Consider the following 25042-nt stretch of genomic DNA (forward strand, 5'->3'; position numbering starts at 1 on the left):
TGTCCATGAGCTATCAATTTTTACAACTCGAACAACACGATCAGGTTGCCTATGTTTGGCTGAACCGCCCTGAATTGCACAATGCCTTTAATACGACCGTCATTGAAGAACTACATGCTTGCTTTAAGCAAATCAATACCCGTGATGATGTTCGTGTAGTGGTTTTGGCGGGTCGCGGTAAAAGCTTTTCGGCAGGTGCCGACCTCAACTGGATGAAACAGGCAGGTCAGGCCTCTTCAGCAGAAAATGAAGCCGATGCCTTAAAACTTGCGCAAATGTTGGATGCACTCGCAACCCTTAAACAACCGACCATTGCCCGAGTGCATGGCATTGCCTTTGGTGGCGGCATGGGTTTGGCATCGGCATGTGATATTTGCATTGCCAGCACGGATGCCAAGTTTGCAACTTCTGAGGTTCGTTTAGGACTTGCTCCATCTACCATTAGTCCCTATGTGATTCGTGCGATTGGTGCAAGACAAGCCTCTCGTTACTTCTTAACTGCCGAGCGAATTTCAGCACGTGAAGCCAAACAGATTGGTTTGGCGCACGAAGTCGCAGATGCTGAAGACTTGGATAAAAAAGTTCAAGAAATGATTGATGCGCTATTACTCGGTGGCCCGCATGCCCAAGCGGCCTCAAAACAACTCATTCAAATGGTGAGCAACCAGACCATGAGCAATGACTTGCTGCAACAGACAGCACAGCATATTGCGCAAGTTCGTCAAGGCAGTGAGGCAAAACAAGGGCTGAGTGCCTTTTTAAATAAACAGCAGCCTGCTTGGGTTTCTAACTCGAATAACAACAATTAAGGACGATCATCATGTTTGAAAAGATTTTAATTGCGAACCGTGGCGAGATTGCCTGCCGCGTGATTCGTACAGCTAAAAAATTAGGGATTGCAACGGTTGCCGTTTACTCAGATGCAGACGCAAATGCACAACACGTCAAACTTGCAGATGAAGCAGTTTATATTGGTCAGTCCCCTGCAACACAAAGTTATTTGCAAGCCGACCGCATTATTCAAGCAGCAATTGATACCGGCAGCCAAGCGGTTCACCCAGGCTACGGCTTCCTGTCTGAAAATGACCAGTTTGCACTCGCTTGCCAACAACACAATATTTGCTTTATTGGCCCGCCAGTGGATGCCATTTTAGCAATGGGTTTAAAAGCGACCTCTAAAGCGTTAATGGAAAAAGCAGGTGTTCCGTTAACACCGGGTTATCACGGCACCAACCAAGATGCCGACTTTTTAAAACAACAGGCTGATCGCATTGGCTATCCTGTTTTAATCAAGGCCAGCGCTGGCGGCGGCGGTAAAGGCATGAGTCTGGTTGAACGCAGTGAAGACTTTTTGCATGCCTTAGCCTCTTGTAAACGTGAAGCCAAATCGAGCTTTGGTAATGATGATGTCTTGATTGAGCGTTATGTGATTCAGCCACGACATATCGAAGTACAAGTATTTGGTGATAGCCATGGCAACTATGTACATTTATTTGAACGTGATTGTTCGGTACAGCGTCGCCATCAAAAAGTACTCGAAGAAGCCCCTGCTCCACAAATGCCAAGCGAAAAGCTTGATGCCATGCGTCAAGCAGCCATTGATGCTGCACGTGCGGTAAATTACGTTGGCGCAGGTACGGTTGAGTTTATTGTGGAACAAGACGGTACCGCTTATTTCATGGAAATGAATACCCGCCTACAAGTCGAACACCCTGTTACCGAAATGATTACAGGTGAAGACTTGGTTGAATGGCAGCTTCGTGTCGCTTATGGCGAAGCTTTGCCTAAACTACAAAACCAATTGCACATTCACGGCCATGCGCTCGAGGCACGAATCTATGCAGAAGAACCTGAAAAAGGCTTTTTACCTGCCATTGGTAAAATTGACTATTTGCATTACCCAACGCAAACCCCATATGTGCGTGTCGACAGCGGTATTGTAGAAGGCGATGAAATCACCACCTATTACGACCCCATGATTGCCAAACTGATCGTATGGGGTAAAAACCGTGAAGCTGCGCTTATTCAAATGCAACATGCGCTCAGCCAGTTTCATGTGGATGGCTTAGGCAACAACATTGCCTTTCTGGAAAAAATTGTTCGCAGCGAATCGTTTAAACAAGCCAAGCTTGATACCAACCTGATTCAACGTGAACATGATTTTCTGTTTAACACGCAACAGACAAAACCTGAGCTTATCGTGGCAGCAGCATTTATTGAGTTTCTAAGCAAACTTAATAACAACAGCTCAAGCCAAAAACAGCTTTGGCAGGCTCAACCACTTTGGCGTTTAAATATTGCTTATCAGCACAGTATTAAACTGAACTATTTAGATCAGCCCATTAAAATTAAATTTGCCTCAAATAAAGATGGCTTTACCGCAGAATATAACGGTCAAAGCTACCCGATTTCTGGCCAATTGATTGATGCGCATACGGCCTCTGTTCAAATTGGTGGGTCTCAGCAAAAGCTGTCTTTTAACCAAAATCAGCAAGGCATTACCTTGTTCCAAAATGGACAAAGCTACAAGTTTGCCTATATCCGTCACGACTTTAATCAGGCAGATCACCAAGCCGATGAAGGCCACTTAAAAGCACCCATGCCAGGTGTGGTCACTCAAGTGTTAGTAAGCGCAAATCATAGCGTGAAGAAAGACGATATTTTAATGACGCTTGAAGCCATGAAAATGGAATACACCATCCGTGCGCCTAAAGACGGCTTGATTGTAGACTCCTATTTCCAAGTCGGTGATCAGGTCAAAGCTGGCGATGAACTTGTGGAGTTTCAACCTGCTCAGGAGGAAGTTGCATGAGTGAGTTTGTTAAAATCGTGGAGGTCGGCCCCAGAGATGGCCTGCAAAATGAAAAGCAGGCGTTAACTGTTGAACAACGCCTAAACTTTATTAACGACCTGATTCATGCAGGACTGAAATCCATTGAAGTGGGTTCATGTGTGTCGGCAAAATGGGTGCCACAAATGGCGCAGAGTGACGAGCTGTTTAAGCAACTCCCCCAAATAAGCGATGTGCAATTTAGCCTACTCACGCCCAATATCAAAGGTTTTGAGACTGCTCAAGCAGTCGGATGTAAAGAAGTAGCGGTATTTACCGCCGCTTCGGAAAGCTTTACCCGTAAAAATATCAACTGCTCAATCGACGAAAGCTTTGAAAAATTCGCGGATGTGCTAAGTGCAGCCAAAGCACAGCATATCCGTGTGCGCGGTTATGTCTCCTGTATTGTCGATTGTCCCTATGAAGGCGCAATTGCCCCTGAGCAAGTGGTAAAAGTCGTGAAACGGCTGTATGACATGGGTTGTTATGAAGTGTCTTTAGGTGAAACCATTGGCACAGCAACACCAGATCGCGTTCAAAAAGTCTGGCAAGCCTGTCTGGCTGAACTGGACAGCACCGTTTTAGCTGGGCATTTCCACAATACCTACGGCATGGCGATTGCCAATATTTATCAGTCTTTACAGCAAGGCATTCGTGTTTTTGACTCGTCTCTTGCAGGACTAGGTGGCTGCCCTTATGCCAAAGGTGCCTCTGGTAATGTAGCGACTGAAGATCTGTTTTATTTACTCTCTCATATGGGCTTCGAAACGGGCATTGATCTGGAAAAACTGATGCAGGCCAGCCAGAATATTAGCAAGGTACTCAACCGAAAAAGCTTGTCGAATTATGCCAATGCGTATTGGCAAACCAAGTGTGCCTAATCATAAATCAAAATAGGTCTGCATCTGGTATAAGGCTTAATATTAAGCAAAGTACCAGATCATCCTCTCTCATCTTTATCTCATTTCATTCAGGAATTGGGATTAAATTCTTCATGCAATTTTTTTAAAATTTATGGTTTATCTCTGTATGAAATGCCTCTTTCTAAAGAAGCATTTTCTACTTTTAATTTTAATCCTTATTATTTTGGGTTTCTTTACTACCCCACCTCAAATAATTTATAAAAAATAATCGGTATCTTGCTGTATTTTTGGAGAAACATGTTGCTCAACCCACTCCAGCCATGTCCGCGTTTTGACATCGACAAAATCCCGTGACGGCAGCAAGGTATACACGCCAATATCGGGAGAACGCCACGCTGGTAAAATACGGCGTAATCGACCTGTGCGAATTGCATCGATGGAGGAAAAGGTAGGCAACAAGGCAATACCCATATCCTGCTGCACCACATCCAGTAGCAATTCAGGAGTATCGGCAATGAGTGGGCCATTGATATCAATCTGATACGAACAGCTATTTTCACTGGTCAGATGCCACTGCGGTGTAATCGAAGGATTGACCAGACGTAAACAGGCATGTTGCTGCAAATCATCCAGTGATTGAGGTTCGCCATGCTTTTCCAGATAGGCAGGCGAAGCGCATAACACCGAAAAAATCGTACCAATGCGACGCGCCACAAATCTTGAATCCGCCAGAGATTCAGTCAAGTAAAGACTGACATCAATGCCCTTACCCAATAGATCGGGTACATTTTGTGAGGTTCGATATTCCACTGTCAGGTCGGGATAGGTTTGACAGAACTCCGCCATCATCGGTGCCAGATAATGATGACCAAAACTCGCCATACTCAGCACCCGTAATCGGCCCTGCGGCTTGGTGGCCATGCCCATTGCCTGCGCTTCAGCTTCCTCCACCATGGCCAGCACCTGTCGACACTGCTCGGAATAGGTCTCACCAATCTCGGTCAAGGCATGCTGGCGGGTTGATCGTTGTAGTAGTTTTGTACCTAAACGCCCTTCTAATTCGCTAATTAATCGCGAAACTTGCGCAGTTGTCAGTTCCATCTGTTCAGCGGCAGCCGTGAAACTCCCGCTATCAATCACTTTCAGGAAGGCATGCATGGCATGCAAAAGTCCACCATCAAGATTTTTGCGCATAACGTAAATATCTTTTTCTAAATTACGCATTGTTGCACCAGTTTGGATCAACCACAATGACAAATATGTACATTGATTGAACAGTTTTTTTAGCGAACGCCGCTGATCAATCATTCTTTTAAATATGTACTTACTCCAAATATTCAACCGGATGTTGAAAAAAGAAAGTAGTCAAAACTACATACAATTCTAAGGAGACATAAATGAATATAGCGACAAAAGTTACTTCAAAAATGATCGCTACTAAAGATGTATCACTGGACGATAAATATATCAGTGATCACGGTTCAGCCTATATGACAGGCATTCAGGCACTCGTTCGGTTACCTCTAGCACAGACGCGCCGTGATGAATTGAACGGATTGCACACTGCCGGCTTTATTTCAGGTTATCGCGGTTCTCCAGTCGGTAACTATGACAATTTCCTTTGGCAAATTGGAGGCATACTTAAAGATCATCATGTCGTTTTTCAACCCGGTATTAATGAAGATTTAGCAGCAACCGCAATCTGGGGCACCCAGCAAGCCAATCTGGCAGGTCAGGGAAAATATGATGGCGTTACCTCATGGTGGTATGGCAAAGGCCCTGGTGTAGACCGTTCCGGCGATGTGCTGCGTCATGCCAATCTGGCTGGAACGGCTGAACATGGCGGTGTAGTCGCTTTATTTGGTGATGACCATTCCTGTAAATCATCTACCGTTCCCCATCAATCTGAACATGTCATGATCGGTTGTGGCATTCCAATTTTCTATCCAACCTCGGTGCAACATATTCTTGATCTGGGTGTGCATGCGGTTGCAATGTCACGTTTTGCTGGCGTATGGACTTCAATGAAACTGGTCAGTGAAATTGTAGAAACCTCTGCTTCTGTCAATGTGGATTTAGATCGGGTCACTCCCGTGATTCCAGAAGATGTGGACTTCCCTGCAGACGGCGTCAATATCCGCTGGCCGGATCATGGCATCCAGCAAGAACAGCGTCTGTATCAACATCGCTTACCCGCTGTGCTGGCCTATGCCCGCGCCAATCAGCTGAATCAGATCACCTGGTCGTGCGAAAATGCCCGTATCGGGATTGTGGCCAGCGGTAAAGGCTATCTCGACACCATTGAAGCCTTACGCATTCTAGGGATTGAGAACGAAACCGCACAACAGCTTGGGCTACGGGTCTATCAGGTTGGATTGATCTGGCCTTTAGAGCCACAAGGGATCCGTGAATTTGCCAAGGGCTTGCAAGAGCTGATTGTGGTTGAAGAGAAACGCCCTATTCTTGAATCACAAATCAAGGATGAACTGTATTCCCTGCCTGATCAGCAACGTCCACACGTCTTCGGCAAAGCAATTCATGGTAAAGGTGAATGGAGTACCTCAATTGAAGAAGCGCCGCTGATTGGTCATTATGAGTTCCAGCCTGAACCGATTGCCAAAATGCTGGCGGCACGTTTTCTACAACTTGATTTACCACAGAATTTAAGACAACAAATTCAGAATCGCATCGATCTATTACAAAAAGCAGAACAGGAGTCCCGCCGTGTGCTGGATCTGGCAGACCGCAAACCGTATTTCTGTAGCGGTTGTCCGCATAATACGTCCACGGTGGTTCCAGAAGGCAGTCGCGCCTTAGGCGGTATCGGTTGTCATTATATTGCGGTGTCACTGGATCGTGGGACGGAAACCTTCTCGCAAATGGGCGGTGAAGGTGTGAGTTGGGCCGGTGCATCGCACTTTACCAATGAAAAGCATATTTTTGCCAATCTCGGTGACGGCACCTATTTCCATTCAGGCTATCTGGCGATTCGGCAAGCCATTGCAGCCAATATCAATATCACCTATAAAATCCTTTATAACGATGCGGTTGCGATGACGGGTGGTCAGCATGTCGATGGACATTTGAGTGTCGCCCAACTCACGCGTCAGCTGGATGCCGAAGGCATTAAAAAACAGGTCATCGTAACGGATGAGCCAGCGTTGATTCATGCAGAAGAACACCTTGCGCCAAATGTAGAAATCCGCCACCGCAATGATCTGGACGCGGTGCAACGTGAATTGCGTGATATTTCAGGTGTCACCGCTTTGGTCTATGTGCAAACCTGTGCCAGCGAAAAACGTCGTCGCCGTAAACGTGATATGTATCCGGACCCCGCTGAACGTCTCTATATCAATAGCGATATCTGCGAAGGCTGCGGTGATTGCTCGAAAAAATCAAATTGCCTGTCGATTGAACCGATCGAAACCGCGTTGGGCACCAAGCGTCAAATTAACCAGAGCAGTTGTAATAAGGATTTCACCTGTGTAGAAGGCTTCTGTCCAAGTTTTGTGACTGTGCATACCCGTGATATGAAACATCCCGACAAGTTTGAAGGTTTTGCCCCAGGCTGGCCTGAACGACCGGTTCTTCCTCAACTCGATCGTACACCAAGCCGGATCATGGTTGGTGGTGTGGGGGGTACCGGTGTGGTCACTGTCGGTGCTTTACTCGGTATGGCAGCACATCTGGAAGGTAAAGCAGCACGCGTCATGGACATGGCTGGCCTGGCACAAAAAGGCGGTACGGTTTATTCCTACGTACAACTGGCCTCAGATGATGAACAAATTTCTGCAACCAAAATTCCCGCCGGTCAATGTGATCTTCTGATTGGTGCCGATGCAGTGGTGGCAGGCAGTAATGCCGCCCTATCACGTTTAAAACCGGATGCGATGGTGATCGTCAATGAAGATGGTTCCCCAACCTCTGACTTTATCAATAAACGTGACTGGTTTGCCCCGATTACGGATTTGATCAATCGTCTGCGTGGTCGTGTTGATCAGGGCAAACTGGTGTCTTTACCGGCTGCACGTATTGCGACACAGGTCTTGGGCGATGCCATCTTTGCCAACCAGCTCTTGCTGGGAATGGCATGGCAATCGGGTCAGATTCCATTACTGCGTGAGAGCATTGAAAAAGCCATTCAACTGAACGGTACGGCAGTCGAGAAGAATCTGGAAGCTTTCCGTGTAGGTTGCCATCTCGCCAGCGATCCGGATCTGGCCAAGCGGCTACTGGATAGCTTACCTAAACAGCAGGTGCCGCAAACACTGCCAGAACTGATCGATGATCGTTCGGTCCGTTTGCAAGACTACTGGAATGATGCGTACGCCCATACATACCGAAATCTTGCACAACAGGCCGCGAAGGTATTACCGGAAGAACTGGCCAGCACGATTGCCACACAGCTTTATCGGGTCATGGCCTATAAAGATGAATATGAAGTAGCGCGCCTGCTCACAGGAGCCAGCTTTAAAAAATCAATCGAATCACAATTCGGACGTGGGGTACGTTTATCCTATCACCTTGCCCCACCGACGCTGGGTACCAACGTCCGCAAACGCATTTTTGGTTACTGGATGCGCTTCCCGATGATGTTACTCGCCCGCTTACAATGGCTGCGCGAAACCTTCCTTGACCCATTTGCACGTCAGGAAGAACGCCAACATGAGCATGCATGGCGTGATCGCTACATTGAATTTGTGAAAACACTGGTTGCAGCACCTCAACAGTATGATTTGACGGTGGCTGCACAGATTGCCGAGCTTCCAGCGGAAGTACGTGGTTTTGGCCATATTAAAATGCAGGCGATGCAATCCGCCAATCAACGCTGGGATGAGCTATCAACTCAGTTGAATAACAACACTTAAAAAAATAAATCACTGGCAGAGTCAGTCCCATCAAAAGGGAGTGGCTCCGCCAGCCAATTCAAAAATCAATCTTAATAGATGATCATCCACACAAATAGCTGTTTCCCCGATTTAATAGCCTTTTAAGGTATCCACCTGATTCAACAAAGCTTGTCCCTGCATCACCCGTTGATCATTTTCCAAAATCTGATTCACTACAATTGACCAGGGTGCATGTGAAGCAACATGCGGCGTGATCACCACTTTTTCATGTTGCCAAAGTGGATGATGTTCAGCCAAGGGCTCTTTGCTAAAAACATCCAGAATCGCACCACGTAAACGTCCAGAATCCAGATAACTTAATAAATCCTGCTCAACCAGATGCTGACCACGACCACAATTGATGATACAGGCCCGCTCAGGAAGCTGGTCAAATAAAGACTTTGCTAAAATCCCCTGATTACTTTCCGTAAGTGGCAATAAGTTAATCAGAATTTCCGCCTGTGCTAAAAACTGATGAAAATCTTCAGCACCGGCATAGCATGTGACCTGTGCGATCTGTTTAGGACTACGTGACCAGCCAGCAACCTGATAACCCAGTGCGGCAAACTGTTTCGCCATATAGGCACCCATTTGGCCGAGCCCCATAATTCCGATTTTTACTTCAGCATGCGCGCGTTGCGGGTATTGTCGCCAGCGTTGTTGCTGCTTTTGTGCAAAGGCCTGATCAAAAAACCGTTGATAATATAAAACACCCCATTGCAGATAATCGAACATCCCTTGTTGATGGAGCTGATCGACCACCCGACATACTTTATATTGCGACCCAATTCTTTGTAGATTGAGGTGCTCAACGCCAGCGGCCATGGAATGAATCAGTTTTAATTCAGGTAACTTCTCCAGATGATCCAGATCGGGAAACCATGAGACTGCCGTGGTGGCAAATTGAGCCTGCTCACTGTCTGCCAGACAGTACGAACCTGGTGGAGCATATTGTAAAAATGCATCTTCAAGCCATTTTTGGACCTTGGGCACCGTGGTGGCAATTACGATCATGTACAGTATTCCTCACGCTGCTGTTCAATCAATGACAAGGCGGCGTTCCAAGCATTTAGAATAATTTTTTCAACACCGTTAGATTCGAACTGCTGGGTTGTATGTTCACACACCGCTTCGGAAGGAAAATGCAATTCCGCCCCACCCGCAAGCGCCTTGATCTGGGCCTGACATGCTCGCTCTAAAAAATATATTTCATGAAAAGCACGCTGCACACTATCTCCTATTGCCAGCAAGCCATGATTTCTTAAAATCATGACACGATGATTGCCCAGATCCTGAACCAGCCGTACTCTTTCCTCAGTCGATAGTGCGACACCTTCATACTCGTGATAACTGACTTTTTTATAAAATTTCAGTGCATGTTGTGAGATGGGTAACAAACCCTGCTGCTGTGCTGAAACTGCAATCCCATCGGCAGTGTGGGTATGAATGACACAGTGAATATCTTCACGCGCGGCATGCAATGCGGAATGGATGACAAAACCGGCGACATTGACTGTTTTACCTTGATCATAATGTTCTACGATATTGCCTGCACCATCAATTTTCACCAGATCCGAGGCTTTCATTTTTTCAAATGGAATGCCATAGTGATTAATCAGAAAATGCCCCTTCTCATCAGGTACACGCAGACTAATATGGGTATCGATCAGATCCGTCATCCGATAATAGGCAATCAATCGATATAAAGCCGCTAACTGACAACGCGCTTCCCATTCAGTTGTCGAAACCATGTCTTTTAAACTCATGTTATATCCCTATTTAAGTGCTTCTGATAGCAAATACTCTTTTTCATTTTTAGATGTAAAGGCCATGCATAGTCAATGCATCTAGCTAAAGTCAGGTTTCCTCTTTTGCATAAATGCGGCCACACCTTCTTTATAGTCGTCTGATTGTCCTGCGATACGCTGAAATTCGCGCTCCAGCTGCAATTGCTCAGCGAGCGTGTTGTCTGCAGCACGATTTAACGCTTTTTTTATCAATGCAATCGAACTACCGGGGCGTTCGGCCAACTGTTCAGCCAATGTAGTAACGCTCGCTTCGAACAGTTCATCTTCATAGACCTCCCAGATTAACCCCCAATTCAAGGCTTGCTGGGCAGAAAGCTTTTCTCCCAGCATGGCCAGCCCTTTGGCACGGGCCAAACCGACCAGTTGCGGTAAATTCCATGTTCCCCCCGCATCAGGGATCAGGCCAACCTTGCAAAAAGACTGTATAAAGGCAGCAGACTGTTTCGCCACCACCAAATCACAGGCCAATGCCAGATTGGCACCTGCACCGGCAGCGACACCATTCACCGCAGCAATGACAGGCTTGGTCATGTCTGTAATTTTAAGTACCAGCGGATTATAGAATTTTTCTAAAGCCGCGCCTGCATCATAATCTGGCGCAGCAATAACATCCATCCCCCGTGATCTTAGATCCTGTCCAGCACAAAACCCTTTGCCTGCGCCAGAGATGACTATCACTTTGATTTCCTTCGAAACTGCCCACAGATCTAAGGCTGCAGCAATTTCACCATGCATGTGTTCATTGAAACTATTCAGCACTTCTGGACGATTCAGTGTCAAATAACCGACACAATTGTGTTGACGAAGCAAAATATGTTCAAATTCCATTTCTGTTTAGACTCCTAAATAAATCCAGACCGTTCCGCGCAGACTTAGAATGCAAAGGCCGCTTCATCCAGTTCCATCACAGCCTCAGCTCCGGATGCAATAGCAGCAGCATGTGCTTGGGTACGATGTAATAATTTCTGAAAGAAGAACTTGGCTGTCGTGAGTTTGGCCTGATAGAACTTTTCTTCTGTCGTTCCTGCAAGCAACTGTTCTTGTGCAACCTGAGCCATCCGTGCCCAAAGATAGGCAAAGACCACATAACTGGAAAAATAGAGATAATCGACCGAAGCCGCACCAATTTCTTCAGGATTTTGCTTGGCTTTTTGAGCAATATCGCGGGTTAGCGATAACCATTGCTGCTTCAGTTCAGTGAGTTTTTCCCCATAAGCTGACAGGGCTGAATTGGACTGATGCTCAATAATCCACTGATCGATTAAATCCGTCATGTTTTTTAACAGTTTGCCTTCGGACTTCAATACTTTCCGTGCCAGTAAATCTAAAGACTGAATTTCAGTGGTGCCCTCATACAAGGTAGATATCCTTGCGTCACGCACGATCTGTTCCATGCCATGCTCAACAATGAATCCATGCCCGCCAAAGACCTGCATACCATGCTTGGCAGACTCATTCCCCGATTCAGTCAGGAAAGCCTTGGCAATAGGGGTTAACAAGGCCAGTAATTGATCTGATTTTTCACACTGCTCCGGGTCATTGGAACTTTCCACGATATCGACATGCTGCGCCAGAAAATAAGCCAATGCCCTCCCTCCTTCAGAGAAAGCTTTTTGGGTCATTAACATGCTGCGAACAGCAGGATGGACAATAATTGGATCTGCATTTTGGTCCGGGCATTTTGTACCCGCTAGAGAACGCATGGCCAGACGGTCTTTGGCGTAGGCTAAAGCACCCTGAAATGAAATTTCGGAGGCAGCCAGTCCTTGCACAGCCGTGCCAATGCGGGCGGTATTCATAAAGGTAAACATACAGTTGAGCCCACGGTTTTCAGGGCCAATCAGATAACCTTTTGCAGCATCAAAATTTAAAACGCAGGTGGCATTGCCATGAATTCCCATCTTGTGTTCAATCGCGCTACACAGCACATTGTTTCGGCCTTGGAGATTTCCCTGACCGTCAACATTCAATTTAGGCACAATAAACAGCGAAATTCCTTTGGTACCCGCAGGAGCATCGGGTAAACGCGCCAACACAATATGGATAATATTTTCAGAAAGATCATGTTCCCCTGCAGAAATAAAAATCTTCTCCCCCGTGATGGCATAACTTCCATCTGGATTGGGTAGCGCTTTCGTCCGGATTAGCCCGAGGTCAGACCCTGCATGCGATTCTGTTAAACACATGGTGCCGGTCCAGACACCTGTGATTAACTTGGTTAAAAATAGCTGTTTCTGCTGTTCAGTACCATGATGCTCAATGGTGCGCATCGCGCCATGGGATAAACCCGGATACATTGCCCATGCCCAGTTCGATCCACATAACATTTCTGAAATCGCGATACGCAGCAGTGTCGGTAAACCTTGCCCGCCATATTCAGGATCGGCTGTGAGTGAAGTAAAACCGAGTTCCACATATTTATCATAAGCTTCTTTAAAGCCTTTCGGGGTGGTGACTACACCTTGGTTTAAATGACAACCTTCCTGATCGCCATTTTGATTCATCGGTGCCAACTCATTTTCACAAAAATCTGCTGCTGTCTCTAAATATTGATCCACCAGTTCACGACTGACGACATCCTGATATTTAGATAATTTTTGGTAGTTTTGTTCGGTTTGAAGCAATTCATGCAGCACAAATTGCATATCGCGTTGAGGAGCTTTGTATAAAGGCATGGTTTTTTCCTTATCTATCTTTCACCAAGATGCAATCAAGCGATGTTCCTGAATGAACTTTTCTTATTCCTGACTTTAAAAATATCAAATAAATTTCTTATTGCAAAATTTATTTTCATTTTAATAGCTTTAATTTTGTAAAACCACTTCCAGATTCACATTAAAAAAACCGCAAGTTATTGTATACATATAAAAATATAAATCTAAAATGCATTTCAACAAAAAATAAAGCGGAAAATAAAAATTTTGTTTTACGAAATTATATTCCGTAAAAAATTAAATTATAGTATGTTGATGAGATTGCTTAGACTTGCAAGGATGATTTATGGATAACCCGAAATACACTGGTCTTGAATTCTTAACGGCTTTAAAAAATGGTGAGGTCTCTCCTTCTCCCATGGCTCACACCATTCCCATGGAACTGATCGAAGTCTCAAAAGGAAAAGCGACTTATAAAGTGACCCCTGGACAGCAACATCGAAATATACAGGGTGGTGTGCATGGCGGCTTTTGTGCAACAGCGCTGGATACTGTCACCGGGAGTGCAGCGCATACCCTACTGGAACATGGGGTGGGTTACGGCACCATCGATCTGAATGTGAAAATGATTCGTCCTATGCAAGTTGATAGCATTTATTACGCGCAGGCCGAATTGATTAATGCCGGACGAAATATCATTACGACTGAAGGTAGAATCGTAGATGAGAATGGAAAAGTGTATGCGTTTGCTTCCGCGACCTTAATGATTATTCGCAAGGCATAGAAAGAAAGCGCCTCTTTATGAGGCTTGCTTCTCCAGCTCGGCATTCTTTACTGCACGAAAATCAAGGCGATCAATCATAAAACTGATCACAGCCATGCTGAGCCCCAAAGCTACACAGGCCGGCCATCCCCAATGTTTCCATGCATACACGGCAATGAAGGAACCTAGTGCTGCGCCACCAAAGTACAGGGTCATATAAATCGAGTTAATACGGGAACGCGCTTCTGCGGAAATCCGGTACACCAGATTTTGATTTAAAACATGAAAGGCAGACAAACCAAAGTAAGCCAGAATAACCCCGATGGCATAGGCAAATAATGACTGCTGGGCAAAATACAGCGGTATCCATGCGATTAACAGTAACCACATACAAATAAGTGCGACCCGATTTTCCCCACCTGCTGCAATCTGCTTTCCCGCCCACGGCGTTGCAAAAACACCTGCCAGTCCAACGATACCAAATAGACCGATTTGAAAATCGTTAAAGTGATACGGTTCATTCGCCAAAATAAAAGTCATGGTGGTAAAAATCAGTGCCAAAATGCCGAAGCCAATTCCGCCCGCCAGACCACGACGGAGTAAATGGGGTTGATGTGTCGCCAAAGAAAATAAAGAACGATAAATTTGTAGAACCGTTAATTGATGGGATTTTCGGGCATCGGGTAACTTTAACCACATCACGGCTGCAAACGCTAGAATCAACAAACCACTTAATAAATAGACGGCATGCCACGACCAGATTGTAGATAATAACCCTGCAACCGATCTGGCCAGTAAAATCCCCAGAAATAAACCGCTCATTAAGGTCCCCACAATTTGCGGGCTTTTTTCAGGGCTTGCCAATCCTGCAGCAAATGGCACCAGAACTTGGGTTGCAATCGAAAAAAAGGTTGCTAAAAAAGTGAACCCATAGAGTATGGGTAGAGACTGACTCAATGATAAGCCCACTTGGGCAAAGCCGGTGCAGCACATCAACACACAGATATAGCGACGCTTTTCAAAAAAATCCCCAAGCGGAACCAGAATAAAAAGACCAACTGCATAAGACAGTTGGCCAATGACGATGGTAAACGCCACCTGCTCGGCATTCACCTGCAAGGCTTGAGCAATTGAATAAATCAGAGGCTGGTTATAATAGTTCGACCCTGCACAAAGGCCACATGTCACTGCCATGATGAAAATAAAACTTTTTGACAATAGCGTGTCTGTGTCGGGCCGAACCATTTTTTCCATTTAGCCTGTCCTATTTTTAAAACTTGTACATCGATACAAAGTTAAGACGCGATACGTCCGCTGTTCTGCCATCAAAGACTTCACGTTTGCCCTGATGATATTCGAGTCCGATATCAATTTGCTCGGCAGGCGAGTAAAAGATATTGGCAGCATAATCGGTTAAGCGTTTGTTCGCATCCTGATTCAGCTTGGCATATTCAGTATTGTCATCATATTCAAATAAAGAAGCAGATAGATTGCTACGCCACTGATCATTGAATTTATACGAATAACCAATATTAAAGCTATGCAGTTTATTCATCAGCAAATCGGTTTTATCCTGATCTAAAGAGAAATCACCTGCCGCATTCAATGCAGTTGCATTTGCCAAACCACTTTGCGTGGTATAAGGCATAAACTTCTGATCCCCTACAATATATTGATAATTCGCCTGAACAGACTGTTGCGGATCAAATTGGTATTTTAATCCTGTTCCAGCGCCCCAACTGACTTTCTTGACCGTATCTTTGGCTACATCGACTGATTTTTCGTTCACGAAACCTTGCGCCAATGCAGTCAGAGGGCCTTGTTTAAAGGTATATCGCCCCGTCAATGAAGGAAAAGCGGAAACTCGTGACCCAGTATGCTCCAAAGCAACTTTCAGGTCGTGATTCTGATCAATTTTCCAGTCATAACGTACTTGCGGCGTACGGGTATAAGATGTCCCCATAAACTGAGTATAATCGACTGACTCGGTTCGGGTTTCCATATTGGACATCAATGACCAAGTTTGACCAAAGGTCCAGTCTTTATAGGTAAAATAGGCATGGCGAATACGGAACTTGCCATCACCCGTTCCCATATTGGAACTGTCAAAGAAATCAGCTTCGACATTGCCTGTGACCGCCTTGTCCGGACTATTGAAATACACTCCCAATCGACTGGCATTAATACTTGCATCGGAACGGGAATGATTCGCGCGTTTATCATTTTCAAATGGAGTCCGATAAATACTGCTGGTGGTTCTTCCGCCTGAATCGGGTGAGGATTTAAAATCAACTGTGGCATCCAGCCGGGCGATTCCGTACACCTTTACATTATCGGTCCAGGTCACCCATGACGGTGCAATCGGCTTTGCCGTCTCGGCAGTAATATTTTTTTCTACATTTTCTTCAATTTTTGCCTGTTTAACCTGCAATTTATTTTGCGTCTGCTTTTGTGCTTGCAGCTCTGCCTTTAATTTTTGCAATTCGGTTTCTAACAGATTGATCCTTTGTTCTGTCGTGGTTGCCGTATTGGCAAAAGTAGTCCCTGAAGCGACAGCACAGGCTGTCGCTAAAATGAGTTTTTTCATCTTTTAATCCTTTAAGATACTTGTTTGCGTGTGCTTCAGTTAAGCCACTCGCGCATCAATCAATGGACAGGCTGTCAGCGCCTGTAATTGTTCAAAACTTAAACCTGATACCATTTCCTTGACATAGGCTTGCTGATCTTTGAGCTCAATAATGCATAAATCGGTGTAAATACGGTCAACACATTGCTCGCCAGTAATGGGATATGTGAGGGCTTCAACAATTTTTGCCTCACCTTTTTTAGTCACATGTTCCATATACACATAAATACTTTTAGCGCCCACCGCCAGATCCATTGCCCCGCCTACAGCAGGTACATCATCTGCTTTGCCGGTGTGCCAGTTGGCTAAATCCCCATTGACTGCAACCTGGAAGGCACCAATGACACAAATATCCAGATGCCCACCACGCATGATGTCAAACGAATCGCCATGATGCATAAAACAGCCTCCATCCAGCAAGGTCACCAACTCCTTGCCAGCATTGACCAGATCCTCATCTTCTTCGCCAGGTTGTGGAGGTGGCCCAAAAGCCAGAACACCATTTTCAGAATGCAGGAATATCTCCTTATCCTTAGGCAGATACTTGGCGACATTGGTGGGAAGGCCAATGCCCAGATTGACATATGCACCTTCAGGAATATCCTGTGCAATCAACATGGCAATCTCTTCACGAGAGCGTTTTTGAACTGACATTAGATATCTCCTACTTTTACAACATGTTGTACAAAGATTCCCGGGGTAATAATGCACTCAGGATCGAGTGTTCCTATCTCAACCGTATCGTTAACCTGAACAATGGTGGTTTTTGCAGCCTTGGCCATAATCGGCCCAAAGTTTCGTGCCGCCTTGCGGTAGGTTAAATTGCCCCAACGATCGGCTTTGTCGGCATAAATCAGGGCAAAATCAGCATCAATCGGATATTCAAGTACATAGTTTTTACCGTTAATGGTGCGGGTTTCTTTGCCTTCAGCAATTTTGGTTCCATAACCTGTCGGGGTAAAAACTGCCCCCAAACCCGCACCTGCAGCCTGGATACGGCATGCCAGATTGCCTTGGGGTACCAGTTCCAGCTCGATTTTTCCTGCGCGATACAAGTCCTGGAATACTGTTGACCCTGCTGACTTTGGGAATGAGCTGATCATCTTCTTTACACAACCTGCGATGATCAATTTCGTTAAGCCCCGATCACCGGAAGCGGCATTGTTATTGACAATGGTCAGCTCTTTTTTTCCCAGATCAATTAAGGCTTCGATAAGCTCTGCAGGTTGACCTGTAACCCCAAAGCCACTGGTCATGATGGTTGCACCATCTGGAATTGCTTTTAAAATCGGTTCGATATTCGCCGTGATTTTATTTATCATTTCATTAATCCCTTTTCATCCTTCAATTGAAGTAACAGCGCAAGCCATCACTCTGCTTTTTGCGGGTTAAATAGCCGGTCTTTAATAAATAACAATGGAATTACGCCGCAGATAAAGTAAGCACCCGCCATCACTAATAGACCTAAACCAATCGAGCCATTTTGAGATAGAAAACCAATTGTTAATGGAGAGAAAATAGAAAGTACTTTACCAATGTTATAAGCGCCACCCACTGCCGAGCCCCGAATAGAGGTCGGGAAACTTTCTGTCATATAGGTGGCATTAATTGCGTAAGGAATACCGTAAAGGAAACCGAAGAACAGCATCATCCATAAAATATTCGTTGGTGTATTTAAGTAGACAATGACTGGAATAAATAAGGCTGTACCGATGGTTCCAAAAGCAAATACAGCACGACGTCCTAATTTATCGGCAATAATTCCTGCAATCACTTTGGCAAACATCATAATCAGGAAAGTACCGACCATATACATGGCCATTTCTTTAAACTTGATACCAAGATCAGACTCTAAATAAGCCGGTAACCAGTTACTTACCCCGTAATAACCGAACTGCAATGCACCGGTACTAATAATCCAAAGTACAAACATGGTGCCGTGTTTCTTATCTCTTAAAATTTCAAGATATGGGTTTTGACGTTTTTTAGGTTGGTTACTTTGAGCGACTTCTAGCGCTTTTAATTGACGTGCTTTTTTCCAAGACTCAGGTTCAGGTACACAAAAGTGCATTAAAATTGATAACACCACAGGCGTAATTGCAATCCAATAAAGGAAACGCCAGCCATGTTCAGGAATAATATGACCTGCTAATAAAGTCGCTAACAAAGAACCTAAGGTATAACCCGTCATGAGAGTAGCCAAAACAGTCGAGCGATGTTTGGTTGGCACCATTTCTGACATTAAAATATTACAGGCAATATAGAGCGCACCTAAGCCCATCGCCCCGAAAGTTCTTAAAACTGCAAATTGCAGATAAGAATCAGTAAAACCCAGCGCACTGGTTAAAACTGAAGAATAAGCAATAAAGAACACAATAATGCGGACCCGCCCAAAACGGTCACAAGCCCAACCACCAATCAGGCCACCAATTGCTGAACCTAAAAGTGTTAAACTGCCTAATGTTCCAGCTTGTACACCCGTTAAATGAAATTCTGTTTTAAGACTGATCAGGCTCAATGCCAAAAAACCTAAATCTGCCCCGTCACATAACAATGTTAAAAAAGCGAATATAAATGCGGTAATCCAAATCTTTTTAGGTGTTTGAATCGCTTCCCCGCGATCAATTTTTTGTGTAGCTGTATCTGTTGTCATGTCCATATCCTCAGCAAGAATATGAGGCATCCACTGCCTCATGGCACTTGATTTTTTATTAGTTCGTCGCTTCCCGAATCATGTTTTTTGCAATAATTAATTGTTGAACCTGCGTCGTTCCTTCATATAAACGAAACAGGCGTACATCGCGGTAAAAACGCTCAATTGCATATTCACTGATATAACCCGCCCCCCCATGAATCTGTACACAACGGTCAGCCACACGCCCACACATTTCAGTGGCGAACATTTTTGCGCAAGATGCTTCGGTACTAATATTTTCACCTTGGTCGCGGCGACGAGCAGCATCCAGCACCATGCATTTGGCTGCATAAATCTCGGCTTTTGAGTCGGCCAACATGGCCTGGATCAACTGAAAACTGGCAATCGGCTGACCGAACTGCTTACGTTCGATGGCATATCGTAGTGCATCGTCCAGCATGCGTTCTGCCACACCCACACTGTACGCGCCAATGTGTAACCGACCTTTGTCCAGAACTTTCATGGCGGTCTTAAAACCAACGCCTTCGACGCCACCAATCAGTGCAGTGGCTGGTACACGACAATTGTCAAAAATCACATCACAGGTATGAGAACCCTTTTGCCCCATTTTCTGATCGATTTTGCCCAGACTAATACCAGGTGTATTTGCTTCAACCAAAAAAGCAGAAATACCACTGGCACCTTTAATGTCAGGATTGGTGCGGGCCATAACGGTAAACGTCGCCGCATGGGGTGCATTGGTAATAAAACGTTTGGTTCCATTTAATATGTAAAAATCGCCCTCTTTGACCGCGCTGGTTTTTAAAGAGGCCGCATCTGAACCGGCTTCAGGTTCAGTCAGACAAAATGAACCAATAATTTCACCGCTGGCATAGCGTGGCAGATACTTTTGCTTCTGCTCTTCTGTACCATCAATCAAAATCGCGCTGGAACCAATGCCATTATTGGTCCCAATCAAGGAACGAAATGCAGGTGACGTTTGTCCAAGTTCAAATGCAACATTGACCTCCTCTTCCATGGTGATTCCTAAACCGCCATATTCCTCCGGAATGGTGAGTCCGAATAAACCCAACTCACGCATTTGCTGCACAATGTCATCAGGAATCTTGTCCTGCTCAGCAACTTCATGCTCACGCGGAATCAATTCATTTTTTACAAAGTCGCGAATTGTTGTAAGCAACTGCTGCAACATCCCTTCATCACGGATCATCTGTGATCTCCCTTTTTATGTACTTGCATCGTATTCCTCAGAGCTACTTCCCATCTGATTGCAGAGACGATGTTTTAAATCTTGTTTACTGTGGATGTGTTTCATAGTACGAGAATAAAAACCCAAATTTCAAGTTTTTTTGAAAATTAATTTCGTTAAACGAAATTTAAAAATCAACCAATACTAAATATCAAATACTTACCTGAATAAAATCCTAAAACACCGAGGAGACAAATAAAAAATGCTTGAAATAAATTTCAAAATAAGCATGATTAAAACAATATAGTTTTGATCTGCGAAACAAGGAATTCAAAAATGAGCAAAATAACAGGGAACAATTTCATTGAGCTTGATTATTCCACTCCGCAAGTGGCGATTGTCAAAATTAACCGTCCCGATGCCAAAAATGCACTGAATACAGAAGTCCGCAAGCAACTGGCTCAGGCGTTCACCGAGTTAAGTTTCAATGATGATATTCATGCCATTGTGCTGACAGGGGGTGAAGAAGTGTTTGCTGCGGGAGCAGATCTCAAAGAAATGGCAACAGCCACATCAACTGAAATGTTACTTCGCCATACCGAGCGCTACTGGAATGCAATTGCCCAATGTCCGAAACCTGTCATTGCTGCGGTAAATGGTTATGCGCTTGGTGGTGGCTGTGAACTGGCGATGCACGCCGATATTATTATCGCGGGTAAAGGCGCAACCTTTGGTCAACCTGAAATTAAAGTCGGCTTAATGCCAGGTGCTGGTGGTACCCAACGTTTATTTCGCGCTGTCGGTAAATTTCATGCCATGCGCATGATTATGACAGGTGCCATGGTCAAGGCAGAAGAAGCTTATTGCATAGGCCTAGTTTCTCAAGTTACGGAGGATGACCAGACCATTGCAACTGCGATCCATATGGCACAAGGTCTGGCAAAAATGCCTCCTATTGCCTTACAACAAATCAAGGAAGTCGCCTTGATGAGTGACGATATTCCGCTGAATGCCGGACTGGCACTCGAACGTAAATCATTCCAGCTGTTGTTTTCAACTGAAGATAAAAATGAGGGTATTCAAGCCTTTATTGAAAAACGAAAACCGTCTTATCAAGGTAAATAATTTAAAACGATAATCACAAAGGAATGATAATGAGCAGAAAAGTATTGATTAGTGCAGGTGGTTCCGGGATTGGACGATGCATTGCCGAAGCATTTTTAAATAATCATGATGAAGTTTTTGTTTGTGATATTAGCACTAAAAGCCTCGAACAGTTTCAACACGATTATCCAAAACTGCATATACATAGCTGTGATTTGGCTGATCAAAAACAAATTAAACTGATGTTTGGCGAAGCAGTTCAAAAACTTGGCGGTATTGATATTTTAGTCAATAACACGGGCATTTCAGGTCCGACTGTTGCCGCAGATGAGCTAAGTTTTGAAGACTGGAATCAGGTCATCAACCTGAATCTGAACAGTACTTTTTTAATTACCCAGTTAGCCATTCCCTATTTAAAGAAAGCACAGGCAGGCGTAATTATTAATATGTCGTCAATTGCTGGCCGCTTAGGCTATCCATACCGATTGGCCTATTCCACTTCAAAATGGGGCCTGATCGGATTTACCAAAACCCTGTCCATGGAACTTGGCCCTGACAATATTCGGGTCAACGCCATTCTTCCGGGAGCAGTCGATGGTGATCGGGTTCAACGTGTCTTACAGGCCCGCGCCGATGTAGCCCATACCTCACTTGAAGAAGTGACTCAAAACGCACTGAAAAATCAGTCACTCAAATACTTTGTCGATCCAAAGCATATTGCAGATTTATGCCTGTTTCTGGCCTCAGATAGCGGACGTTCAATTTCAGGCCAGACTTTACCAATTGATGGTGACAAGCAATGCCTAAGCTAAATCACCCAACCTTATTTTTCCGTTTAATTTCAAATATAAATTAATCATCAGGATGATCGACATGACTTATGATATTAAAAGCATGGCTGTGATTGGTGTCGGGATTATGGGCAGCGGAATTGCCCAAATTGCTGCCCAGTCAGGCCATATCACTTATCTATACGACACCAAAGCAGGTGCAGCTGAACAGGCAAAAGATAAACTGGCAGCAACTTTCCAGAAGCTGGTGGATAAGAATAAAATTACAACTGAACAGGCGGCGGCAGCAAACAAGAACTTAGTTGTTGCGCATCAACTGGAAGATTTAAAAGACTGTGACCTGATTGTAGAAGCGATTATTGAACGTCTGGATATCAAACAAAGTTTGATGCAGCAGCTTGAAGCAGTGGTTTCTGAACACACCATTTTAGCATCCAACACCTCCTCTCTTTCGATTACTGCAATTGCCGCGAACTGTAATAGACCTGAACGTGTGGCCGGTTTTCATTTCTTTAACCCCGTTCCGCTCATGAAAGTGATTGAAGTCATTCAAGGCTTGAAAACCGATCCGGCGATTATTCAAGCATTAATTGAACTGTCTCACGCATTTGGTCATCGTCCTGTCGTGGCCAAGGATACGCCTGGATTTATTATTAACCATGCTGGTCGCGCTTATGGCACGGAAGCACTCAAAATTTTAAATGAAAATGTTTGTGACATCAGTGAAATTGACCGTATTTTACGCGATGGTGTCGGTTTTAGAATGGGACCATTCGAGCTGATGGATCTCACAGGACTGGATGTTTCTCATCCGGTCATGGAGTCGATTTATCATCAGTACTATGAAGAAGCCCGTTATAAACCCAATCCGCTGACCAAACAAATGCTGGAAGCAAAACAGCTTGGACGTAAGGTCAAACAAGGTTTTTATAATTATGCAACGGGTGAAAAAACAGGTGAACAACCTGCCCAGGCTGTAGAGCGTTTAGCGCAATATCCAAAAGTTTGGATTGCAGCCGATTTTCCTGAAGATAAAAAACAGCTCGAAGCTTATTTAACCCAGCAAAATATCGACATAGACAGCAACCCCGAACCTCAAACAGACAGTCTATGCTTACTCGCTTGTTATGGTGAAGATACCACCCAAGCGGCGACCCGCCTAGGCGTTAATCCTGCGCAAGCTGTTGCTATCGATATGCTTTATGGCATTGCCAAGCACCGCACCTTAATGCCTTCACTTATTACCAAACCTGAATACCGACAAGCCGCTCACTCGATTTTCAATCTGGATGGCGGAATCGTCAGTATGATTAATGAAAGTATTGGCTTTGTTGCGCAGCGTGTCTTAGCGATGGTGATCAATTTAGGCTGTGACATTGCCCAACAGAATATTGCAACGGTTGATGATATCAATGCGGCAGTACGTCTTGGCTTAGGCTATCCATTTGGACCCATTGAATGGGGCGATAAAGTCGGTAGCGAAAAAATCTTACTTATTCTAAACCGTATAACAGCCCTTACGCATGACCCGCGCTATCGCCCTAGTCCGTGGTTACAGCGTCGTGTTGCTCTACATTTACCTCTTACTTTTACTCACGAGTCTTGAAAAGGAATTTCCCCATGTTAAATGCCTATATCTATGAGGGTTTACGTAGTCCATTTAGCCGTCATGCCGGTGAACTTGCCTCCATTCGTCCTGATGATCTTGCCGCAACAGTCATTCAAAAACTACTTGAAAAAACAGGTGTGCCGGGCGCGGATATTGAAGATGTCATTTTAGGTGATACCAATCAGGCGGGTGAAGATAGCCGGAATGTGGCGAGGAATGCGTTATTACTTGCCGGTTTACCTGTCACTGTACCGGGCCAGACAGTCAACCGCTTATGTGCGAGTGGTTTAGGTGCCGTAATTGACTCAGCACGTGCCATTACCTGTGGTGAAGGCGATCTGTATATCGCAGGCGGTGTAGAAAGTATGTCACGCGCACCTTTTGTCATGGGAAAAGCCGAAAGTGCTTATAGTCGTGATGCTAAACTTTATGACACCACCATTGGCTCTCGTTTTCCCAATAAAAAGATTACTGCCCAGTACGGCGGTCATTCAATGCCGGAAACAGGAGACAACGTTGCGGCTGAGTTTGGTATTAGCCGTGAACAGGCCGATCTGTTTGCCGCTCAATCACAAGCCAAATATCAAAAAGCCAAACAAGAAGGTTTCTTTGCCGATGAAATTACGCCGATTGAGGTATTTCAGGGTAAAAAATTACCACCTAAACTGGTTTCAGAAGATGAGCATCCTCGCCCAAGCTCTACGGTTGAAGCCCTCACCAAACTAAAACCGCTGTTTGAAGGTGGCGTAGTGACTGCGGGTAATGCATCAGGGATTAATGACGGTGCAGCAGCCCTCTTGATTGGTTCAGAGGCGGCTGGCAAGCAATATGGTTTGAAGCCAATGGCAAAAATCTTGTCTGCAGCAGCGGCCGGGATTGAACCGCGCATTATGGGTGCAGGCCCGATCGAAGCCATTAAAAAAGCAGTTGCACGTGCTGGCTTAACTTTAGACGACATGGATATTATTGAAATCAATGAAGCTTTTGCCTCTCAAGTTTTATCTTGTTTAAAAGGCTTGAATGTTGATTTTAATGATCCACGTGTCAATCCGAATGGTGGCGCCATTGCAATCGGACATCCACTCGGTGCTTCTGGTGCCCGTCTTGCCCTAACAGTTTCACGTGAACTGATACGCCGTAACAAGAAATATGCTGTGGTCAGCCTATGTATAGGTGTAGGTCAAGGGTTGGCAATGGTGATTGAAAACGTCTCATAATCATGTCATTGAAACTCCATTCATCACAACGACACAGTGATGA

20 protein-coding genes are annotated in these 25042 nt (G+C 44.9%); 9 read left to right on the forward strand and 11 right to left on the reverse strand.

The features are described from left to right. Positions 1 to 5 precede the first annotated feature (5 nt). The 3 genes from ACNQO6_RS14750 to ACNQO6_RS14760 are packed head-to-tail and all read left to right on the forward strand — an operon-like array spanning position 6 to position 3711. A complete protein-coding gene (locus ACNQO6_RS14750) occupies positions 6 to 809 on the forward strand; it encodes an enoyl-CoA hydratase/isomerase family protein (protein WP_440209440.1) in 804 nt (267 codons plus the stop codon). 11 nt (positions 810 to 820) lie between these two features. Then, positions 821 to 2812: an acetyl/propionyl/methylcrotonyl-CoA carboxylase subunit alpha gene (locus ACNQO6_RS14755; RefSeq protein WP_440209441.1), complete on the forward strand. Its 1992-nt coding sequence runs from the start codon at positions 821 to 823 to the stop codon at positions 2810 to 2812. Continuing rightward, positions 2809 to 3711 (forward strand): hydroxymethylglutaryl-CoA lyase, encoded by a 903-nt coding sequence (locus tag ACNQO6_RS14760; RefSeq protein WP_343578707.1) that lies wholly within the window; start codon positions 2809 to 2811, stop codon positions 3709 to 3711. The genes ACNQO6_RS14755 and ACNQO6_RS14760 overlap by 4 nt, the downstream gene beginning before the upstream one ends. A gap of 237 nt (positions 3712 to 3948) precedes the next feature. On the opposite strand, the gene ACNQO6_RS14765 is transcribed toward ACNQO6_RS14760, so the two are convergent. Further along, positions 3949 to 4887, reverse strand: a complete 939-nt coding sequence (locus ACNQO6_RS14765) for a LysR family transcriptional regulator (RefSeq protein WP_324622291.1) — start codon at positions 4885 to 4887, stop codon at positions 3949 to 3951. Positions 4888 to 5090: 203 nt separating this feature from the next. Here ACNQO6_RS14765 and ACNQO6_RS14770 point away from each other — a divergent pair, with 203 nt between their 5' ends. Next, positions 5091 to 8561, forward strand: a complete 3471-nt coding sequence (locus tag ACNQO6_RS14770; RefSeq protein ID WP_440209442.1) for an indolepyruvate ferredoxin oxidoreductase family protein — start codon at positions 5091 to 5093, stop codon at positions 8559 to 8561. Positions 8562 to 8672: 111 nt separating this feature from the next. Here ACNQO6_RS14770 and ACNQO6_RS14775 read toward each other — a convergent pair whose 3' ends face one another. The 4 genes from ACNQO6_RS14775 to ACNQO6_RS14790 all read right to left on the reverse strand — a co-directional run bounded on the left by ACNQO6_RS14775 (position 8673) and on the right by ACNQO6_RS14790 (position 13065). After that, a complete protein-coding gene (locus ACNQO6_RS14775; protein WP_440209443.1) occupies positions 8673 to 9596 on the reverse strand; it encodes a 2-hydroxyacid dehydrogenase in 924 nt (307 codons plus the stop codon). Continuing rightward, positions 9593 to 10348 (reverse strand): class II aldolase/adducin family protein, encoded by a 756-nt coding sequence (locus ACNQO6_RS14780; protein WP_440209444.1) that lies wholly within the window; start codon positions 10346 to 10348, stop codon positions 9593 to 9595. The genes ACNQO6_RS14775 and ACNQO6_RS14780 overlap by 4 nt, the downstream gene beginning before the upstream one ends. A gap of 81 nt (positions 10349 to 10429) precedes the next feature. Further along, positions 10430 to 11218, reverse strand: coding sequence for a 2-(1,2-epoxy-1,2-dihydrophenyl)acetyl-CoA isomerase PaaG (gene paaG / locus ACNQO6_RS14785; protein ID WP_440209445.1), 789 nt, complete (start codon positions 11216 to 11218; stop codon positions 10430 to 10432). Positions 11219 to 11262: 44 nt separating this feature from the next. Then, a complete protein-coding gene (locus tag ACNQO6_RS14790) occupies positions 11263 to 13065 on the reverse strand; it encodes an acyl-CoA dehydrogenase C-terminal domain-containing protein (protein ID WP_440209446.1) in 1803 nt (600 codons plus the stop codon). Positions 13066 to 13390: 325 nt separating this feature from the next. Here ACNQO6_RS14790 and ACNQO6_RS14795 point away from each other — a divergent pair, with 325 nt between their 5' ends. Continuing rightward, positions 13391 to 13828 carry a PaaI family thioesterase gene (locus ACNQO6_RS14795; protein ID WP_440209447.1) on the forward strand — a complete coding sequence of 146 codons (438 nt, stop codon included), beginning with the start codon at positions 13391 to 13393 and terminating at the stop codon, positions 13826 to 13828. 15 nt (positions 13829 to 13843) lie between these two features. On the opposite strand, the gene ACNQO6_RS14800 is transcribed toward ACNQO6_RS14795, so the two are convergent. From ACNQO6_RS14800 to ACNQO6_RS14825, 6 genes are read right to left on the reverse strand one after another with little or no spacing between them, the layout of a single operon-like run. Further along, the gene (locus ACNQO6_RS14800) at positions 13844 to 15061 is read right to left on the reverse strand and encodes an MFS transporter (RefSeq protein WP_440209448.1); all 1218 of its coding nucleotides are present in this window, start codon (positions 15059 to 15061) and stop codon (positions 13844 to 13846) included. A gap of 16 nt (positions 15062 to 15077) precedes the next feature. Next, a complete protein-coding gene (gene dcaP, locus ACNQO6_RS14805) occupies positions 15078 to 16394 on the reverse strand; it encodes an outer membrane trimeric porin-like protein DcaP (RefSeq protein ID WP_440209449.1) in 1317 nt (438 codons plus the stop codon). A 39-nt stretch (positions 16395 to 16433) separates the two neighbouring features. After that, positions 16434 to 17087 (reverse strand): 3-oxoacid CoA-transferase subunit B, encoded by a 654-nt coding sequence (locus ACNQO6_RS14810; protein ID WP_005287070.1) that lies wholly within the window; start codon positions 17085 to 17087, stop codon positions 16434 to 16436. Further along, entirely contained in the window at positions 17087 to 17755 is a 669-nt protein-coding gene (locus tag ACNQO6_RS14815) for a 3-oxoacid CoA-transferase subunit A (protein WP_101236984.1), read from the reverse strand. The genes ACNQO6_RS14810 and ACNQO6_RS14815 overlap by 1 nt, the downstream gene beginning before the upstream one ends. Before the next feature lie 47 nt (positions 17756 to 17802). Continuing rightward, complete coding sequence (locus tag ACNQO6_RS14820) at positions 17803 to 19086, reverse strand: MFS transporter (protein WP_440209450.1); 1284 nt, start codon at positions 19084 to 19086, stop codon at positions 17803 to 17805. Positions 19087 to 19144: 58 nt separating this feature from the next. Further along, the gene (locus ACNQO6_RS14825) at positions 19145 to 20299 is read right to left on the reverse strand and encodes an acyl-CoA dehydrogenase family protein (RefSeq protein ID WP_440209451.1); all 1155 of its coding nucleotides are present in this window, start codon (positions 20297 to 20299) and stop codon (positions 19145 to 19147) included. A 315-nt stretch (positions 20300 to 20614) separates the two neighbouring features. Here ACNQO6_RS14825 and ACNQO6_RS14830 point away from each other — a divergent pair, with 315 nt between their 5' ends. From ACNQO6_RS14830 to ACNQO6_RS14845, 4 genes are all read left to right on the forward strand, one after another. Continuing rightward, positions 20615 to 21403: an enoyl-CoA hydratase gene (locus ACNQO6_RS14830; protein ID WP_440209452.1), complete on the forward strand. Its 789-nt coding sequence runs from the start codon at positions 20615 to 20617 to the stop codon at positions 21401 to 21403. Between the two features lie 29 nt (positions 21404 to 21432). Next, positions 21433 to 22194 (forward strand): SDR family oxidoreductase, encoded by a 762-nt coding sequence (locus ACNQO6_RS14835; protein WP_440209453.1) that lies wholly within the window; start codon positions 21433 to 21435, stop codon positions 22192 to 22194. A gap of 61 nt (positions 22195 to 22255) precedes the next feature. After that, positions 22256 to 23779: a 3-hydroxyacyl-CoA dehydrogenase gene (locus ACNQO6_RS14840; protein ID WP_440209454.1), complete on the forward strand. Its 1524-nt coding sequence runs from the start codon at positions 22256 to 22258 to the stop codon at positions 23777 to 23779. Positions 23780 to 23793: 14 nt separating this feature from the next. Next, positions 23794 to 24999 carry a 3-oxoadipyl-CoA thiolase gene (locus tag ACNQO6_RS14845; RefSeq protein WP_440209455.1) on the forward strand — a complete coding sequence of 402 codons (1206 nt, stop codon included), beginning with the start codon at positions 23794 to 23796 and terminating at the stop codon, positions 24997 to 24999. Positions 25000 to 25042: the final 43 nt, after the last annotated feature.

The organism is Acinetobacter calcoaceticus (genome assembly GCF_051947995.1).
In the GTDB taxonomy this organism is placed as follows: domain Bacteria; phylum Pseudomonadota; class Gammaproteobacteria; order Pseudomonadales; family Moraxellaceae; genus Acinetobacter.

Excerpts from the sequence above, each read along its gene's own strand:
- ACNQO6_RS14750 (WP_440209440.1), top strand. The coding sequence starts at position 6 with ATGAGCTATCAATTTTTACAACTCGAACAACACGATCAGGTTGCCTAT.
- ACNQO6_RS14755 (WP_440209441.1), top strand. The coding sequence starts at position 821 with ATGTTTGAAAAGATTTTAATTGCGAACCGTGGCGAGATTGCCTGCCGC.
- ACNQO6_RS14760 (WP_343578707.1), top strand. The coding sequence starts at position 2,809 with ATGAGTGAGTTTGTTAAAATCGTGGAGGTCGGCCCCAGAGATGGCCTG.
- ACNQO6_RS14765 (WP_324622291.1), bottom strand. The coding sequence starts at position 4,887 with ATGCGCAAAAATCTTGATGGTGGACTTTTGCATGCCATGCATGCCTTC.
- ACNQO6_RS14770 (WP_440209442.1), top strand. The coding sequence starts at position 5,091 with ATGAATATAGCGACAAAAGTTACTTCAAAAATGATCGCTACTAAAGAT.
- ACNQO6_RS14775 (WP_440209443.1), bottom strand. The coding sequence starts at position 9,596 with ATGATCGTAATTGCCACCACGGTGCCCAAGGTCCAAAAATGGCTTGAA.
- ACNQO6_RS14780 (WP_440209444.1), bottom strand. The coding sequence starts at position 10,348 with ATGAGTTTAAAAGACATGGTTTCGACAACTGAATGGGAAGCGCGTTGT.
- paaG (WP_440209445.1), bottom strand. The coding sequence starts at position 11,218 with ATGGAATTTGAACATATTTTGCTTCGTCAACACAATTGTGTCGGTTAT.
- ACNQO6_RS14790 (WP_440209446.1), bottom strand. The coding sequence starts at position 13,065 with ATGCCTTTATACAAAGCTCCTCAACGCGATATGCAATTTGTGCTGCAT.
- ACNQO6_RS14795 (WP_440209447.1), top strand. The coding sequence starts at position 13,391 with ATGGATAACCCGAAATACACTGGTCTTGAATTCTTAACGGCTTTAAAA.
- ACNQO6_RS14800 (WP_440209448.1), bottom strand. The coding sequence starts at position 15,061 with ATGGAAAAAATGGTTCGGCCCGACACAGACACGCTATTGTCAAAAAGT.
- dcaP (WP_440209449.1), bottom strand. The coding sequence starts at position 16,394 with ATGAAAAAACTCATTTTAGCGACAGCCTGTGCTGTCGCTTCAGGGACT.
- ACNQO6_RS14810 (WP_005287070.1), bottom strand. The coding sequence starts at position 17,087 with ATGTCAGTTCAAAAACGCTCTCGTGAAGAGATTGCCATGTTGATTGCA.
- ACNQO6_RS14815 (WP_101236984.1), bottom strand. The coding sequence starts at position 17,755 with ATGATAAATAAAATCACGGCGAATATCGAACCGATTTTAAAAGCAATT.
- ACNQO6_RS14820 (WP_440209450.1), bottom strand. The coding sequence starts at position 19,086 with ATGACAACAGATACAGCTACACAAAAAATTGATCGCGGGGAAGCGATT.
- ACNQO6_RS14825 (WP_440209451.1), bottom strand. The coding sequence starts at position 20,299 with ATGATCCGTGATGAAGGGATGTTGCAGCAGTTGCTTACAACAATTCGC.
- ACNQO6_RS14830 (WP_440209452.1), top strand. The coding sequence starts at position 20,615 with ATGAGCAAAATAACAGGGAACAATTTCATTGAGCTTGATTATTCCACT.
- ACNQO6_RS14835 (WP_440209453.1), top strand. The coding sequence starts at position 21,433 with ATGAGCAGAAAAGTATTGATTAGTGCAGGTGGTTCCGGGATTGGACGA.
- ACNQO6_RS14840 (WP_440209454.1), top strand. The coding sequence starts at position 22,256 with ATGACTTATGATATTAAAAGCATGGCTGTGATTGGTGTCGGGATTATG.
- ACNQO6_RS14845 (WP_440209455.1), top strand. The coding sequence starts at position 23,794 with ATGTTAAATGCCTATATCTATGAGGGTTTACGTAGTCCATTTAGCCGT.